Here is a 14,142-nt window from a genome sequence, read left to right as displayed (position 1 = left end):
GTTGGGAAATCAATTACTCAAGCGTTACCCGGTTAGCTTCTTCGAGACTGGTCACACCCTCCAAAACCTTTAACAGTCCAGACTGGCGAAGGTTATTAAATCCTTCTTTCTGTGCAATTTCGGCAATCTGGAGGGAGTTGCCCTCTTCCATAATGATTTGCTGCAGAGCCGGTGTGATCTTTACGACTTCATAGATACCCACACGGCCTTTGTAGCCCTTGCTGCATTGATCACATCCCTTGGGGCCATAAATTTTGGCATACTTGATCTGCTCTTCGGTAAAACCTTCTTCCAGCAGTGTTTCTTTTGGGATGTCTTTTATTTCCTTACAGTGGTTGCATAAGCGTCTGGCCAGACGCTGGGCAATGATCAGGCTGACAGAGGTGGCAATGTTGAAGGAAGGAACCCCCATGTTTTGCAGACGTGTCAGTGTTTCCGGAGCGCTGTTGGTGTGTAGCGTGGACATGACCATGTGGCCTGTCTGGGCCGCTTTGATGGCGATGTTGGCCGTTTCAAGATCTCGAATCTCCCCCACCATAATGATGTCAGGATCCTGACGAAGGAAGGCTCTCAGAGCTTGAGAGAAATCCATCCCCTGCTTCGGATTAACGTTCACCTGGTTGATACCTTCCAGGTTGATTTCTACAGGGTCCTCGGCGGTGGAAATGTTTCTTTCCGGAGTATTCAGAATATTCAGCCCCGTATAGAGAGAGACGGTCTTACCGGAACCGGTGGGTCCTGTGACCAGAATCATACCCTGGGGTTGGTGCAAGGCTTCCATGTACATTTCTTTTTGGGTTTTTTCATAACCCAGGGCATCAATGCCCATTTTGGCACTGGAAGGGTCGAGAATCCGAAGTACGATTTTTTCACCCCAAAGGGTAGGCAGGGTATTGACCCGGAAGTCGATGGATTTGCTTTTGGACAGGCGCATTTTAATACGACCATCCTGGGGCTTACGTCGTTCTGAAATATCCATGGCAGACATTATCTTCAGACGGGATGCAATTCTGGGTGCCAGGCCAGCAGGTGGTTTGGCGGTTTCATGAAGAACGCCGTCGGTGCGAAATCGAACCCGATAGGTTTTTTCATAAGGTTCAAAGTGAAGATCCGATGCGCCTGATTTGATGGCAATGAGCAGCATTTTATTCACGAATTTTACGACAGGGGCATCGTCATCTTCCCCTGCTACTTCCTCATCGTTGTCTTCGACGGCACCCACTTCCAGCTCTTCAAGGTTATCAAATTCCTCATCATCGAAATTCGACAGGGCATCAACATTGCTATCCAGCAGTTGATCAATGAATCTGTCCAGCTTGTCTTCTTCAACCAGTACCGAATCCACCATAAGACCGCTGCTGAATCGGATTTCATCAATGGCTGTATGATCACTGGGATCAATTACCCCGACAAACAGTCTGGTCCCCCTCTTTATTAACGGGATCAGTTTATGCTTGCGAATCAGCTTTTCCTGAATCAGTTCTTTCGGGATGTTTTCAGGGTCAAAGGCATCAAGATCCATAACTGGCATGCCAAATTCTTCTGCGGTAGCCAGGGATATGTCTTTGGCGCTGAGTAAATTCTCCTGGACCAGGTAGCTGGCAAGGGGCTGCTTTGTTTTTTCTGCCTGTGAAAGTGCGGAGCGGAGTGTCTTTTCATCGATCAGCTGGTCGACAACCAGTCGAGCAGCCAGTCCTGTCAAAGGTTTATCGACCATGCCTTGTCTATCCGTTTATTGTTCTTGGGTCTGTTCTCTGATTTCTACTATATCAGCACTGAGACGAGAGCATAAACAGGATATTTCATAAAGTGTTGAAGAAGGTGTGGCGTTCACAGAGTATACGGTCTGGTAGAAGGAAGCTGAATTTTATAATGTCGGAGTCTGACAATGAACAAAGCCATTACCAGGGGGATAATGGCTTTTGCGGCACTCTTGTACATTTTTTACATGCTTTTCCAGATGCCAGGTGTCGGATTTTATTTACTGGCTGGCAAGGTAAAATACATGAGGCGGGTTGGGGTGCCCCGTTTACTATCTTCACCGTCATAGTAACTGACCAGCATAAATGTTTTGCCCCCTTGTACCGTTTCGGGACCCCGAGCAATCGCCTCAAAAGAGGTTTCGTGAATATCAAAGCCTATTCCATCTTCGAATAATTTCAGGGAGTCCTCTTGAAGGCTGTCAAAGATAAGGGTCTTGGACATAAAGTAGTCTGGTGCATCCATGAATGCCTTGTTCAGCTCGTTGTCAGCAAACATTTCACTGCCTTTGACATTCTTGCCACTGCTCAGGTCGACCAGATAAACCCGGGTAATAAAATTGGATTCAGAACTTCGATAAGGGAGCACTGTTTTCTCAAGGAACAGAGCCTCTTTCTTATTGAGAACCGCAATATCGCTGACTGTACGAATCGGGCTGCTCTTCAGCTGTTTCATTGCAGAAGGGCTTAAACCCAGAAGAGAAAAGTTATAGAGCTTCTCTGACAGAATTGTTACTTCACCCTTGGCAGGAAGCTGTTGGCTGTTCAGGTATTTTCCTGGCAGCGGTTCGCCATTGTTAGACAGTTGTTCTGTAGTAAAGGTCACCACCCTGACAGGTGGGACATGTTCATTGATATTCCATTGTTTGGCATCCTGAACCAGAGCTCCGGCGGTTGCTGCAACGTAATGGTTGCTCTTGGGAATACGGTCAAGACTTTTCACACCTAATCCCTGTTGAATACCCTTCAATCCCATGTGGAAAGGAATCCAGTTGTTGTTTTCAAAATGTTTAGGCAGTTTGAATGCGCTATCTACCTGACCGGGTCTGTGATCATTTTCTGTGAGCAGGAATTTTGATGACAGTCCGATATCGACGTGGTGAACACCTTTGGAGAGTTGCAGGGGAATTTCCCTGAAGGTATGCAGGAAGGCTGCCGGAATCAGATCAAGCACAGGTACAGGGAAGAACTCATGGGCATCATACCAGGCTTTCAGAAAACCATTGTTTCGGGTGGCCAGACTGGTTTCGTCACGATTCGCGTGCCTGTAGCCGTAGCCTGCATAGGCGGGGATGTCGATTGCCCTGTAGTCAATAACGCCGGTAACGCCTCTATCACTCTGACTGGAGGAAATCATCAGCTCACCGTCTTTGGTCAGAGTGATGGCGCTGGGGGCAATATGACCATCGTTCAGCCAGAGGGGATGGGTTTTGGCATTCTTGCCTTCGGTGATAGGGTATTCGAACACTTCACTGGGTAAAGGTCCGCCGTGATTAGGATTCTGACGATCCAAAACCACCTTGCTCATATCCAGCTCGTAGTAGTGGGGCTTGGAAAAGACCCCCCAGCCATGACGACCGGTGAAGCCTGCTCCGGCATCTCCAGAAAGCAGGTAGAGTGTCCCTGTTGAACCATTTCCGACATGAGCGAAGTGAGCACCAGTAATATGAGTGACCCTTTTCTGGTCGTCCGGGCGCAACAGGTGACTTCCCAGATACCTGACGCTTTTATGAGGGGCTAATTTCCCTGGGGATTCTGCTGACCATCCGGGAGTCGAAAGAGTCAAGCAAAGCGTTAAGCCAACCAGGGCACTTCTTCTTTTCATCATTGATAAAAACACCTGAAATGAAACAACCCCATAAAGATAGCCATAATTTTTCATTGCAGGTGTATTTTTGACTGAAGTCGCTTCTAAAGCACCAGAGACGGGAAGGGAGTACCTGAAAGTCTGATAGTCAGGGTTTGATTGGGTTGCTTGGGCAAGTGAGCCATCGATCACAAAGCTCTCGGTTTTAGCAAAATCGTCGTAAACCCTCGCCCAATCGGGCGGGGATATAAGACGGGAACGCAGAGCGTTCCGGTTGAGTATTTGTACGTAGTTGGTTATATTTTCTATCGGTCTGTCTCTATGCAGAGACTCACGGTGACGAAAACCAAGCACTGTTAACAAAAAATTAAGGCAGAGACAACTGCCCAACCGCCCTTGAAGAACCAGACGAGCCCATACCTGAGTGACCCGTTAAGGCTGCGGCAAATCAAACAAAAGACCAATAAATAACCGAGGGGCACCCGGTTACTGCCGATGGAGGCTTCTGTGTAAGTCCAGTCGCTATAGGCTGGCTGTAGCCTGTGAAGTCAGAAGCCTCGCCTGACAAGGCGGGGAGTGTCACCAGGTTTATCTACCGGCTTATTCGATTCAGTTACAATCAAAATAAGTCAAAGCCTGCTCTAAAAATAATTTAAAGCTGTTTGGAAAAGACTTTGTAAGAGTCGTTAATTCATTTAATAGCTTATTTATTTCTTCCAGATAACTCCAAGTCTCGGATACGTCAATTGTGTCATTCTGGTCAAGATATTCTTTTAGCTTGTTGTTTAAAATCTGGTATGACAAGGCTTTCTGTGAAAATTCAGAACTATCTTTATCCGCCTTATCAGCTAATTCCGTTAGGGTGCCACACTTGTGCTCTTGAAAAGTGCCTGAAAAACTTGCGTCCCCAGAGACGCCAGCAACACTAAACAGCCTAACCATTGCTACTGATTGCCCTGGATTGCCAGCTGAAACTTTCATCCGCTCAAAAGCCTTTTTTGCTAGCAATTCAGAATCATTCGTGACTGTTTTTGTGAGTGTGGCTAAATAAGCTTTGCGCATTGATAACGATGAAAAAACTCTCTCTAAAGATTCGTTCATAGATATTAAGTGAGGAATGATGGTGAAAATGGACTGAGACCCAAAGGTTGTTATGATAGTTTGAACTCTTTCAGCCAGTTCCAGAAACTCACTTCCTCTCCTGTCCATGTCATCTATAAGCTGTCGTCCTTGCTTTAAGTGTTCTTCGCTTATTCTAATCGCAAAGACAAAGGGAGATGAAACGATCAATATAACCGAAATAAAAACTGTGGTAAAAGTTTGCATAGGTGTTTCAACTTCTTTTCGGTTTGCATTTTTGCTCATGTTCTGCCAGCTAACCCCTGCTTCACCACGCGGGCAAAGCACGTCGGGAAGAGAGGTGAAGCCTCGGGATAGAATTGGCAGAATTACGCGATAACTATAGTGTAATTAGTGATGGCCGGGTGGTGATGTGATGGCAGTGAGGCCCTGATACGCCAGGTAAATCTCCGGGAACCTCTGATGCGTCGGCAGCTACAGCGAAATTGTGAGATTGAGTAATGAACTTAAGGAGCTGGCCGGTCACAGCAGCTGATATTTAATGGAGAGAATCACCGTAACCGATTTCTTGTGAGGTGTCGGTAAGGGCAGGGAGCGCTCAATGGCTTTCAGACTACTGGCTTCGAATGCCTTTTTACCGGCCAGTACAGTCGCCTTTTCCAGTGTTCCGTCAGAGTTGATTTCAATTTTGATTTTTACTTCTCCTTCCAGTCGCCTTCTTTTAGCCTGGTAGGGATACACTTTGTAGCGATTGATCCGGTATTGAAGTTGAGCCACCCATTTCTGAAATTCATCAGGCTCCAAATGCCCGGCTTTTGAAGTGATGAGTTCTTCGACGGGCTCTCCCGATGTCTGCTGGTTGAGAGCAGATACCGGAGGCTCACCCGGTTTTGCGTGCCTGTGTTTGTTTTCTTCCTGATTGGCCGACTCTTGCTGAATCTTTTTCTTTTCGGCTCTGGTCGTTATGACTTTCTTGTTCTCTGCTTTTTCAGCCTGTTCTGTTTTTTCAGTGCTTTGAATGTGTTCAGTGTTTTCAATCTGAGAATCTGGCTTTGTCAATTCCGAGTCGGTCATTGCTTCTGTAGCGGTCAGGTTTTTTTCAATGGCAGGTGTTATGTCGGGTTGATGAGACACCAGTTTGATTTGAATGCCGGGTGATTTTGCAGCAGTCAACCAACTACTCCCGCTATAGCCCAAAAGTAAGGTGTGAAAGACAACTGACAACGTCAGGGGGATGACCAGATGCCTGATGGTGGTTTCCTGTTCCATGATTGGCAACCCAAAGAGCATAGCAGTTTAAACAGGAATTAAAGAAACAGGTCTGTAGAGGAAACCCCGACATGGTCAGGGCTTCTTAAGAATATCAGGAAGGCTTTACCGGGCTACCAAAATCCCGAGGCCCGGTATGACAAAGAAGGCCAGCAAAAGATACAGGAATGCATAAGCGCGGTTTTTTATAGCCAGATCAGACAATTTTTCTGCAGCGTAGAGAGGAATCTCACGGAGCCACCTGATGCCATAGATAAGGGCTACGGCAAACACGTTGAAGAACAAGTGTACCAGAGCAATGGTCATTGCGTGCTCTGCGTCTGCACCGACGATGGCCGTTGCTGAAAGCAGCGCTGTGATGGTTGTACCGATGTTGGCACCCAGAGTAACAGGGTACATCTGACGAACGGTGAAGACGCCACTGCCTACCAGAGGAACCATAAGACTGGTGGTAGTAGAAGAGGATTGCACCATTACGGTCATAACAGTACCGGAGGCAATACCGGAAATCGGACCACGACCAATAGACTTGTGCAGAATGTCCCTGGCACGTCCCACCATAACTTTTTTCAGCAGCTTGCCCAGTCTTACGACCGAGCTGAAGATAAGGAAGATACCGAAGGCGATCATGGTCAGGCCAGCCAGTGTGCTGTCGGGCAGGAGGCCTGCAAAATCCTTGACAATATTCACGGCCGGCTTGGTCAGGGGTTTGACGAAATTCAGGCTGCCCATATCAATAGCAGAGCCACCTACCAACAGTGCGGCTACGTGCTGTGAAATATCGCTCAGGAAGCCGGTCATCAATTCCAGAGGCAACAGAATCAGAACCGCCAGATAGTTAAAGAAGTCGTGAACTGTCGAAGCAGCAAAAGCTCGCTTAAAGGATTTGTCGCAACCCATGTGACCCAGACTGACCAGAGTATTTGTGATGGTGGTACCAATATTGGCTCCCATTATCATGGGGATCGCCATCTCTACCGGCAGGCCGCCAGCCACGAGGCCAACGATAACAGAGGTTACTGTACTGGAAGACTGAACCAGAGCCGTGGCGAGGGTACCGGCTATCAGTGCCAGCATAGTGTTGTTGGCAAAGCTGAACAGCTCTGCAGCTGCTTCTGCGCCACCTACGGCCATTTTAAAACCAGAGCCCACTACACTGACGGCAACCAGGAGAGCATAGATCCAGAGGATAACTCTCAGCCAGATACGGCCATAGTGCCTGCTGGTGTATTTATAGTCAGCTTTGGTGCTGGCTTGACTAGTTGCTTCAGACATTTTCTGCACCTTGGTGCTGTGTGGATAGAGATGATGGCGAAAATATAGGTGTTTTGTTTCAGAAATATTACAGTTATGACATTTTTTTGAAATATTTAAAAACCCTCCAGGACCAGGGCAAAGACTGCAGAAATATGACAGTGCTCGTTTTCGGGGCAACCCTTTTCCATGCCGGAACCCGGAGGTCCCAAAAGCATGGGAGCCAGAGTGATGCGACAACCTGCAGAACAGGGAGTAGTTACCTGAGAAGTTTATCGAACAACTGCACTCTAACCGTTTCTCCTGCCTCAATATTTCCCTGGGAAGCGGGCAAAATGATGTAACAATTAGCCATACTCATGGATCGGAGAATCCCCGACCCCTGACTGCCCGATGTGACTACCTCGGCTTCTCCTCTCTCGTTGGTTGAGAGAATGCCCCTCTGGAATTCCAGGCGACCGGGTTGTTTCTTTAGGGGAGTGAGGCACGTTGCTGGTAGTTCAGCAGCAGGAGTTGGTTCTGCTCCCATCATATGTTGCAATGCGGGCGCTGCCAATTGTTGGAAAGTTACCGTAGCGGAAACCGGATTGCCGGGTAGCCCAAAGAAAACACTGTTGGGAAGTTTACCAAAGGCAAAGGGTTTGCCGGGTTTAATGGCCAGCCTCCAGAACGAAGTATGGCCTATTTCACTGAGAATATCTTTGACAAAGTCGACGTCACCTACGGATACCCCACCAGAGGTGACAACTGCATCAGCCTGCTGATCAGCTTTCAGAAAAGCTTTCCGGATCTCGTCGCGGTCATCATGGAGTTTTCCAAGGTCAATCACTTCTGCACCCAGTCGCTTGAGCATCGCTGATACTGCAAACCTATTGCTGTCGTATATATTACCTTGTCCGAGAGTCTCGCCGGGCAGCTTCAGTTCATCACCCGTGGAAAAGAGCGCTACTTTTATTCTGCGAATGACTGGAACTTCAGGGATTCCCAATGAAGCCAGCAGACCTATATCCTGGGCTTTGATGATGTGTCCCTTTTCAAAAACCTGACAACCTTGAGGAATATCTTCACCGGCACGGCGAACATTATTGCTTGACTGAGAGGGTAGCTTGCTGAAAGCAATACCCTGTTCGGTTATCTCGGCCTGCTCCTGCATGATGACCGTATCGGCACCTACAGGAATGGAAGCACCTGTCATGATTCTTATACAGTGGCCAGGGGGCATAGAACCCTGATAGGGGTGCCCGGCCAGAGATTTTCCGGCCAGCGGCAGTATTGAATGTGGTGCCAGGTCACTGAAACGGACTGCATACCCGTCCATGGCTGAATTATCATGGGACGGAACGTTAACCGGCGAAATAATTGCCTCAGAGATAACCCTGTCCAGGGAGTCAGCCAGAGCCACTGTTTCAGTTTCAGTGACGACCGGTGTTTCTGTCATCAGTTTCTCAAGCCCTTCGTGCAGGGGCATGAGCCCCGGGGCAGAACAGCAGTCAGTCATTGAAAGGTCTCCTCGATACAGTTTTTGAAACTGCTCTTAAAGTAAAAGCTATAAATGAATTCAGCAATCTGTTTCTTGTTATTTGTATCACTCGATATTGTCCTTTAAGGCATGGCTATTTTGTCGGGTTAGGGTTAGGATGAGCCCCTAATTAATTTTAATAAAGCGCCGAGCTTCGCAACCTAACCCTCACCATGAAGGTACGGTTGTCTGGCCGTGACCTGATGCGTGTTACACGCAGGGTTGCCAGGGTTCACACAGAAATGTCTGGGCCTCCCGTGTTTGGAAAGGTGTGAAATGCGACCATTACAAGACCAACAGGGACGAACGTTTCCCTATCTCAGACTGTCTCTGACTGATCTGTGCAACTTCACTTGCAACTATTGCCTGCCTGATGGCTGTGATGAGCATCGTCACAAGCAGTCGCTGGATGTTGCCGAAATTAAACGTCTGGTGACCGCTTTTTCGGCGGTGGGTGTTGAGAAGGTTCGCCTCACTGGCGGTGAGCCTACCCTGCGCTCTGACTTCAGGGATATTGTCAGTACTCTTAAGTCCATTCCGGGGATTCAGAAAGTGGCTATGACCACAAATGGTTACAAAATGGACCAGAGAATTGAGTCCTGGCTGGCTGCTGGTGTTGATCAGATTAATGTCAGTATCGACAGTCTGGACCCCCGAGCCTTTGCAGCAATAACCGGGCACGACCGCCTTCAGGAAATACTGGTGGGTATTGACAAGGCCTTCGCAAAAGGTCTTCCTTCTATCAAGGTCAATGCGGTTTTGATGAAAGGGGTCAACGACATCCAGCTGGAGGCGTTTCTGGAATGGATTAAGCACCAGCCTGTTACCATGCGTTTCATTGAGTTGATGCAGACGGGTGATAATAGTCGCTTTTTCAATCAATACCATGTCCCCGGAAAACAAATAAGGGATCAGCTTCTGGAGCAGGGCTGGGTCAGAATGGCCAGAAATAAAGATGCGGGTCCGGCTTACGAATATTGTCATCCTGAGTATCAGGGGCGCATTGGACTGATTACCCCCTACTCAAGAGATTTCTGTAAAGACTGCAATCGTCTGAGGGTTAGCAGTCAGGGGCATCTGCAACTTTGCCTGTTCTCGGAATCAGGCCATGACCTTCGACATTTCTTACAGGACGACAGCCAGCAGGATGAATTGATTCAGGAAATTCGATCAGCACTGAGGTTGAAAGTAGACGGTCATTTTCTGGAACAGGGGTATACCGGAGGTACTCGCAATCTTGCCCAGATTGGTGGCTGATATAGCTCGGCCTTCGCTTTAGGTGACTGGGGGTTATTGTCGGCACACAGGGCACAAAGGAGATTGTGTCGTCCATGCGTGAATGCATGCTGCACAGTAGAAGTGCTTTAAACACTCCCCAGCGGCGATAGGGTATCTTATGGGGTCCATACAAATAGAGCATAATCCGCCAAAGAGTTTTACTGCCAGATAGTCAGTAATTCTTGCTGACAATGCGTGCTCTGTTACTCGGGCAACGAGACTGCAAAAGGCTAGTGGTAAGCTTTCATCACTACTGAAAAATGCTATCAGGTCGTAGATGAAGTTAAAATAAAAGCATGATATTAAGCTTATTGAAAAAGCAAAAGCTAACTCTTGACGAAAAACATTACCCGATTTAAGTAGATGGTAAATTAAAAAAGAAGCACTTGTTGATTCAACTAAGCGTAAAGGTAGCCTGATTTCATCATAATATAACGAGAGAGAAGTTAATAAATTTAACAGGTCCCTGAGAAAGCTCTGTTCGTAATCTTTATGTGAAATAGTCAGGTCGGAATTTACATATTCATCATTATAAGTATTATCTTCAGATCCGTAAGAAGTGCCACAAGATATTAGCAAGACAAATATCACTAATTTGCATAAATAGAGCATATCTGTTGTGTATGGATTTTAGGGAACACTCAGTCAAGATAGATTACGAAGGGTCATGTTACAAATATCGAGCAGGTTTTACCTGCGAGCACCCGCTGAAAATGGCTGGAGCAAAAGGTGCTTCAGCCAAAATCCATTCAGTTTTCGAAATGGATATTTATTGAACGGGTTGATCGCTATTCTATTTATTTTATCGGGAGGTTACTGTCGGCATACAGGGCACAAAAGTGATTGCGCCTCCCATGTGCGAAGGCATGCACTGCAATACCAGTGCCTTCTGCAGCCTGCACAGTTGATAAAGTTACTCATTTGTTCCAGACAAATAGGACATATTCCTGAAAAAAGTTTTACTGACAAATAATCAGCAATAAATAGAGACAATGCGTGCTCCATCCTTTGTGCGATGAGTGTAAATATGAATAATGATAGATCTTCGTAATTATGCTGATTAGTTCTTAGGTCATATGAAAAGTTAGCGATGCCGCTTAATAAATAAACAAAAAAATACTCATGATGAAAAGTACTGCCCAGCTTAAGTAGACAGAAATTCAACAAACAATGAGCTGTCATCTCAGTTAAACGTAAAGGTAGCCTGAATTCATCATAATGCCACGAGAGAAAGGTTAATAAATTTAATAGACCAGTCGAAAGGCTCTGTTTGTAATCTTCATATGAAATAGTGTGGTTGGGATTTTTATATTCATCATCATAAGTATTATCTTGAGACCCGTAAGAAGTGCCACATGATATTAGTAAGATAAATATCACTAATTTACCTAAGTAGAGCATATCTAATGTTTATGAATTTTAGGGAACAAGCAGTCAAGATAGAGTAAACGCCAAATAAACCCACGCCCTTCAGAATCAAAACCCCATTTGAAATGATTAGCCTCCCGATATAAGGAGGCCAATATGTCAAAGAAATTACCCGCAGACAGTGAATGGCTAGAGCGTGTTCAGTCGTGGCGGGATTCAGGTTTGACTCAGAGTGCGTGGTGCCAACAGCATGGTATAAGGGTATCCAAATTCGGATACTGGAAGCGTAAACTCGACACAACCCCCAGCGTAAAACCGACCCCGAACAACTCTGGCTTTGTCCAGGTAACACCCCAACCAGAACCTGGTGCGCCTTCTCGGATAACACCACTCTCCATCACCCTACCCAGTGGTGTAACAGTGTCCGGTATTGATGAAAGTAACCTGTCGCTTTGTGAGCAACTGGTGAGGGATATGCTATGAACACCCCGGTTATGCGACCGTCAGAGGTATTACCAAAGGTGTTTCTCTACCGGGAGCCGATTGACTTTCGCAAGTCATTTCGTGGGCTTGCTGTGTTGGTTGAACAAGAGCTGGGGCACAACCCCTTTGACGGCTATTTATATGCGTTTACCAACCGGCAGCGTAATAAAATCAAGTGCCTGTTCTGGGAAGATAATGGTTTTGTGCTTTATTACAAGAGCCTGTCTGAGGACAAATTCCACTGGCCCAAACCGGACGAAGAGCTGGTTACATTAACCGGGAAACAATTAAACTGGCTGCTGGACGGCTACAATCTCAATGCCATGCAACCCCATAAAAAAAGGCATTATGAGAGCTGTTTTTAGTCCTGTTTTTCAGGGTTTTATGGTAAAATAGCGACCATGAAATCGACCGCCGACACTCTGATTTTTCAGCCGAAATCCGCACTGGATTTGCCCTTTCATCAGGCTGAGACTAACCCTGAAATGGTCGCCTTGTTTGAGGCGATCCATTCGCAGGAAAGTGTCATTCTTGAAAAAGAAAATGCCCTTCTTGAAAAAGAAAATGCCCTTCTTGAAAAAGACGACATTATTCAAAAGAAGTCAGAGGTCATCGATTCTCAAAAAAAACGCATTGCGCAACTGGAAGAGTACCTGAGGCTCTCCCGATCCCGCCTGTACGGAAGAAGCACTGAAAAAAACAACAGCCAGGTCGACATTTTCAACGAGGTGGAGCTGGAAGGCTGCACCGGAGAGCAAGACGAAGCTGAAGGTCAGCCAGAGCAAGAGCCTCCAAAACCACGCAAAAAGAAAACAGGGCGCAAGTCATTTTCAGAGTCTCTGCCCAGAGTGCAGGAACGCTCTGAACTCAGTGAAGAAGAAAAAGCCGGAGCCATTGATACCTTCTTTGTCAAAGTCCGTGAAGAGCTTGATATCGTTCCGACCAAGGTTCAGGTGAAAGAAATTCTGCAAGAGAAAGCAGTCTTTCCAGAAGTCGATGAGCATGGACAGGAGAAGCGGGTCATTAAAGTTGCAGAGCTGCCAAAACACCCACTGCCCAAATCTTCACTCTCTGTTTGCACACTGGCCTGGATCATTGTCTCCAAGTACTGCGACGCACTGCCTTTGTACAGGCAAGAGAATATCCTCAAGCGATACGGTGGCTCTGTCACCCGGACGACGATGGCCAACTCTTTGATTCGGCTGTCTACAGAACTGCGGCCACTCATCAATTTGATGAGAGATCATCAAAAGACCGGTTCGGTGATCCATGCTGACGAAACCCGAATTCAGGTGATCAAGGAAACCAGCAAGTCCATCAACTCTGACAAATATATGTGGGTCAGCCTTGGTGGGCCACCCGGACAAACATCGGTGGTGTTTGAATACGATCCCTCAAGAGGCAAGGAGGTTCCCCTGCGTCTGTTCGAAGGGTTCAGCGGTTACCTGCAAACTGACGGGTATGCCAGTTACGACGCTGTATGCAAACAAGAAGGCATCACCCAGGCGGGTTGCTTCGACCACGTTCGCAGGAAATTTCTGGATGCCAGGAAGGGCGAAGCCAAACCGGGCAAAAAGGTGAAAAACACCCGCGTTAGCAAGGCGAATGTCGCTTTAGGCAAAATCGGTAAGCTTTACGCCATTGAGAAAGAAATAGGAGATCTTCCTCCATCAGAAAAAGCCATCCTGCGTCAGCAAAAGAGTAAGCCACTACTGGACGACTTTCATGTATGGCTGGAGAAAAACATAACCAGGCTAGACCCGGGCAGCCTGTCGCACCAAGCCATGAGCTATGCATTGAACCAATGGCCAAAACTGGTCGTTTACTGTGACAACGGCCACCTGGATATCAGTAATGCCGCAGCGGAAAACACCATCCGCCCCTTCGCTATTGGCCGCAAGAACTGGATGTTTGCAGACACGCCAAAAGGGGCGCAAGCCAGTGCCCTTTTATACAGCCTGATTGAAAGCGCAAAGGTGAATGGTCTGGAGCCTTTCAATTACCTGAACCATATTTTAAAAGAGCTGCCTTACGCCGATACCGTTGAGAAACTGGAACAGCTTCTCCCCTGGAATGTTAAGACAGGCAAAGAATAAGAAATCTTGGGGGCGGCAGCCAGTACGCTGGTTTATTTGGCGCTTACAAGATAGATTACCAAAGGTCATGTCACAAATATCGAGCAGGCAGCACCTGCGAGCACCCGCTGAAAATGGCTGGACCAAAATATGCCTCAGCCAAAAAACATTCAGTTTCTGAAAAGGGCATTTATTGAACGGGCTGATCGCTAAGTACCTGGCCAGTTGGTTTCGCATATTCTGGCGAGT

Annotated in this window: 12 protein-coding genes and 1 riboswitch; of the genes, 4 read left to right on the top strand and 8 right to left on the bottom strand. The window is 47.1% G+C overall.

All coding sequences use genetic code 11. The features are described from left to right. Window positions 1–13: 13 nt before the first annotated feature. The 6 genes from pilB to moeA all read right to left on the bottom strand — a co-directional run bounded on the left by pilB (window position 14) and on the right by moeA (window position 8,668). Entirely contained in the window at window positions 14–1,717 is a 1,704-nt protein-coding gene (pilB, locus tag ACOMG9_RS20070; RefSeq protein ID WP_422135218.1) for a type IV-A pilus assembly ATPase PilB, read from the bottom strand. Between the two features lie 260 nt (window positions 1,718–1,977). Then, window positions 1,978–3,588, bottom strand: a complete 1,611-nt coding sequence (locus ACOMG9_RS20065; protein WP_422410251.1) for an esterase-like activity of phytase family protein — start codon at window positions 3,586–3,588, stop codon at window positions 1,978–1,980. Between the two features lie 588 nt (window positions 3,589–4,176). Further along, entirely contained in the window at window positions 4,177–4,932 is a 756-nt protein-coding gene (locus ACOMG9_RS20060) for a hypothetical protein (protein ID WP_448218191.1), read from the bottom strand. Between the two features lie 237 nt (window positions 4,933–5,169). Further along, a complete protein-coding gene (locus tag ACOMG9_RS20055) occupies window positions 5,170–5,916 on the bottom strand; it encodes a TonB family protein (protein ID WP_448218190.1) in 747 nt (248 codons plus the stop codon). A 105-nt stretch (window positions 5,917–6,021) separates the two neighbouring features. Further along, window positions 6,022–7,191 carry a Na/Pi symporter gene (locus ACOMG9_RS20050; protein ID WP_422135214.1) on the bottom strand — a complete coding sequence of 390 codons (1,170 nt, stop codon included), beginning with the start codon at window positions 7,189–7,191 and terminating at the stop codon, window positions 6,022–6,024. Between the two features lie 238 nt (window positions 7,192–7,429). Then, the gene (gene moeA / locus ACOMG9_RS20045; RefSeq protein WP_448218189.1) at window positions 7,430–8,668 is read right to left on the bottom strand and encodes a molybdopterin molybdotransferase MoeA; all 1,239 of its coding nucleotides are present in this window, start codon (window positions 8,666–8,668) and stop codon (window positions 7,430–7,432) included. 154 nt (window positions 8,669–8,822) lie between these two features. Then, window positions 8,823–8,977: riboswitch (molybdenum cofactor riboswitch) on the top strand. Here moeA and moaA point away from each other — a divergent pair. Further along, window positions 8,966–9,946, top strand: a complete 981-nt coding sequence (gene moaA / locus ACOMG9_RS20040) for a GTP 3',8-cyclase MoaA (RefSeq protein WP_448218188.1) — start codon at window positions 8,966–8,968, stop codon at window positions 9,944–9,946. (Overlaps the previous riboswitch by 12 nt.) A 33-nt stretch (window positions 9,947–9,979) precedes the next feature. Here moaA and ACOMG9_RS20035 read toward each other — a convergent pair whose 3' ends face one another. Then, window positions 9,980–10,579 carry an RING finger domain-containing protein gene (locus ACOMG9_RS20035; protein WP_448218187.1) on the bottom strand — a complete coding sequence of 200 codons (600 nt, stop codon included), beginning with the start codon at window positions 10,577–10,579 and terminating at the stop codon, window positions 9,980–9,982. Between the two features lie 201 nt (window positions 10,580–10,780). Continuing rightward, window positions 10,781–10,972, bottom strand: coding sequence for an RING finger domain-containing protein (locus ACOMG9_RS20030; protein ID WP_487247191.1), 192 nt, complete (start codon window positions 10,970–10,972; stop codon window positions 10,781–10,783). A gap of 519 nt (window positions 10,973–11,491) precedes the next feature. Here ACOMG9_RS20030 and tnpA point away from each other — a divergent pair. The 3 genes from tnpA to tnpC are packed head-to-tail and all read left to right on the top strand — an operon-like array spanning window position 11,492 to window position 13,914. Beyond that, window positions 11,492–11,818 carry an IS66 family insertion sequence element accessory protein TnpA gene (gene tnpA / locus ACOMG9_RS20025; RefSeq protein WP_448215653.1) on the top strand — a complete coding sequence of 109 codons (327 nt, stop codon included), beginning with the start codon at window positions 11,492–11,494 and terminating at the stop codon, window positions 11,816–11,818. Next, window positions 11,815–12,183 carry an IS66 family insertion sequence element accessory protein TnpB gene (gene tnpB / locus ACOMG9_RS20020; RefSeq protein WP_448215654.1) on the top strand — a complete coding sequence of 123 codons (369 nt, stop codon included), beginning with the start codon at window positions 11,815–11,817 and terminating at the stop codon, window positions 12,181–12,183. The genes tnpA and tnpB overlap by 4 nt, the downstream gene beginning before the upstream one ends. 36 nt (window positions 12,184–12,219) lie before the next feature. Then, window positions 12,220–13,914 carry an IS66 family transposase gene (gene tnpC, locus ACOMG9_RS20015; RefSeq protein WP_494529122.1) on the top strand — a complete coding sequence of 565 codons (1,695 nt, stop codon included), beginning with the start codon at window positions 12,220–12,222 and terminating at the stop codon, window positions 13,912–13,914. Window positions 13,915–14,142: the final 228 nt, after the last annotated feature.

This window comes from Endozoicomonas sp. PH6C, assembly GCF_059322965.1.
This window is presented reverse-complemented; position numbering and strand designations above follow the sequence as displayed.

Excerpts from the sequence above, each read along its gene's own strand:
- pilB (WP_422135218.1), bottom strand. The coding sequence starts at position 1,717 with ATGGTCGATAAACCTTTGACAGGACTGGCTGCTCGACTGGTTGTCGAC.
- ACOMG9_RS20065 (WP_422410251.1), bottom strand. The coding sequence starts at position 3,588 with ATGATGAAAAGAAGAAGTGCCCTGGTTGGCTTAACGCTTTGCTTGACT.
- ACOMG9_RS20060 (WP_448218191.1), bottom strand. The coding sequence starts at position 4,932 with ATGAGCAAAAATGCAAACCGAAAAGAAGTTGAAACACCTATGCAAACT.
- ACOMG9_RS20055 (WP_448218190.1), bottom strand. The coding sequence starts at position 5,916 with ATGGAACAGGAAACCACCATCAGGCATCTGGTCATCCCCCTGACGTTG.
- ACOMG9_RS20050 (WP_422135214.1), bottom strand. The coding sequence starts at position 7,191 with ATGTCTGAAGCAACTAGTCAAGCCAGCACCAAAGCTGACTATAAATAC.
- moeA (WP_448218189.1), bottom strand. The coding sequence starts at position 8,668 with ATGACTGACTGCTGTTCTGCCCCGGGGCTCATGCCCCTGCACGAAGGG.
- moaA (WP_448218188.1), top strand. The coding sequence starts at position 8,966 with ATGCGACCATTACAAGACCAACAGGGACGAACGTTTCCCTATCTCAGA.
- ACOMG9_RS20035 (WP_448218187.1), bottom strand. The coding sequence starts at position 10,579 with ATGCTCTATTTATGCAAATTAGTGATATTTGTCTTGCTAATATCTTGT.
- ACOMG9_RS20030 (WP_487247191.1), bottom strand. The coding sequence starts at position 10,972 with ATGGAGCACGCATTGTCTCTATTTATTGCTGATTATTTGTCAGTAAAA.
- tnpA (WP_448215653.1), top strand. The coding sequence starts at position 11,492 with ATGTCAAAGAAATTACCCGCAGACAGTGAATGGCTAGAGCGTGTTCAG.
- tnpB (WP_448215654.1), top strand. The coding sequence starts at position 11,815 with ATGAACACCCCGGTTATGCGACCGTCAGAGGTATTACCAAAGGTGTTT.
- tnpC (WP_494529122.1), top strand. The coding sequence starts at position 12,220 with ATGAAATCGACCGCCGACACTCTGATTTTTCAGCCGAAATCCGCACTG.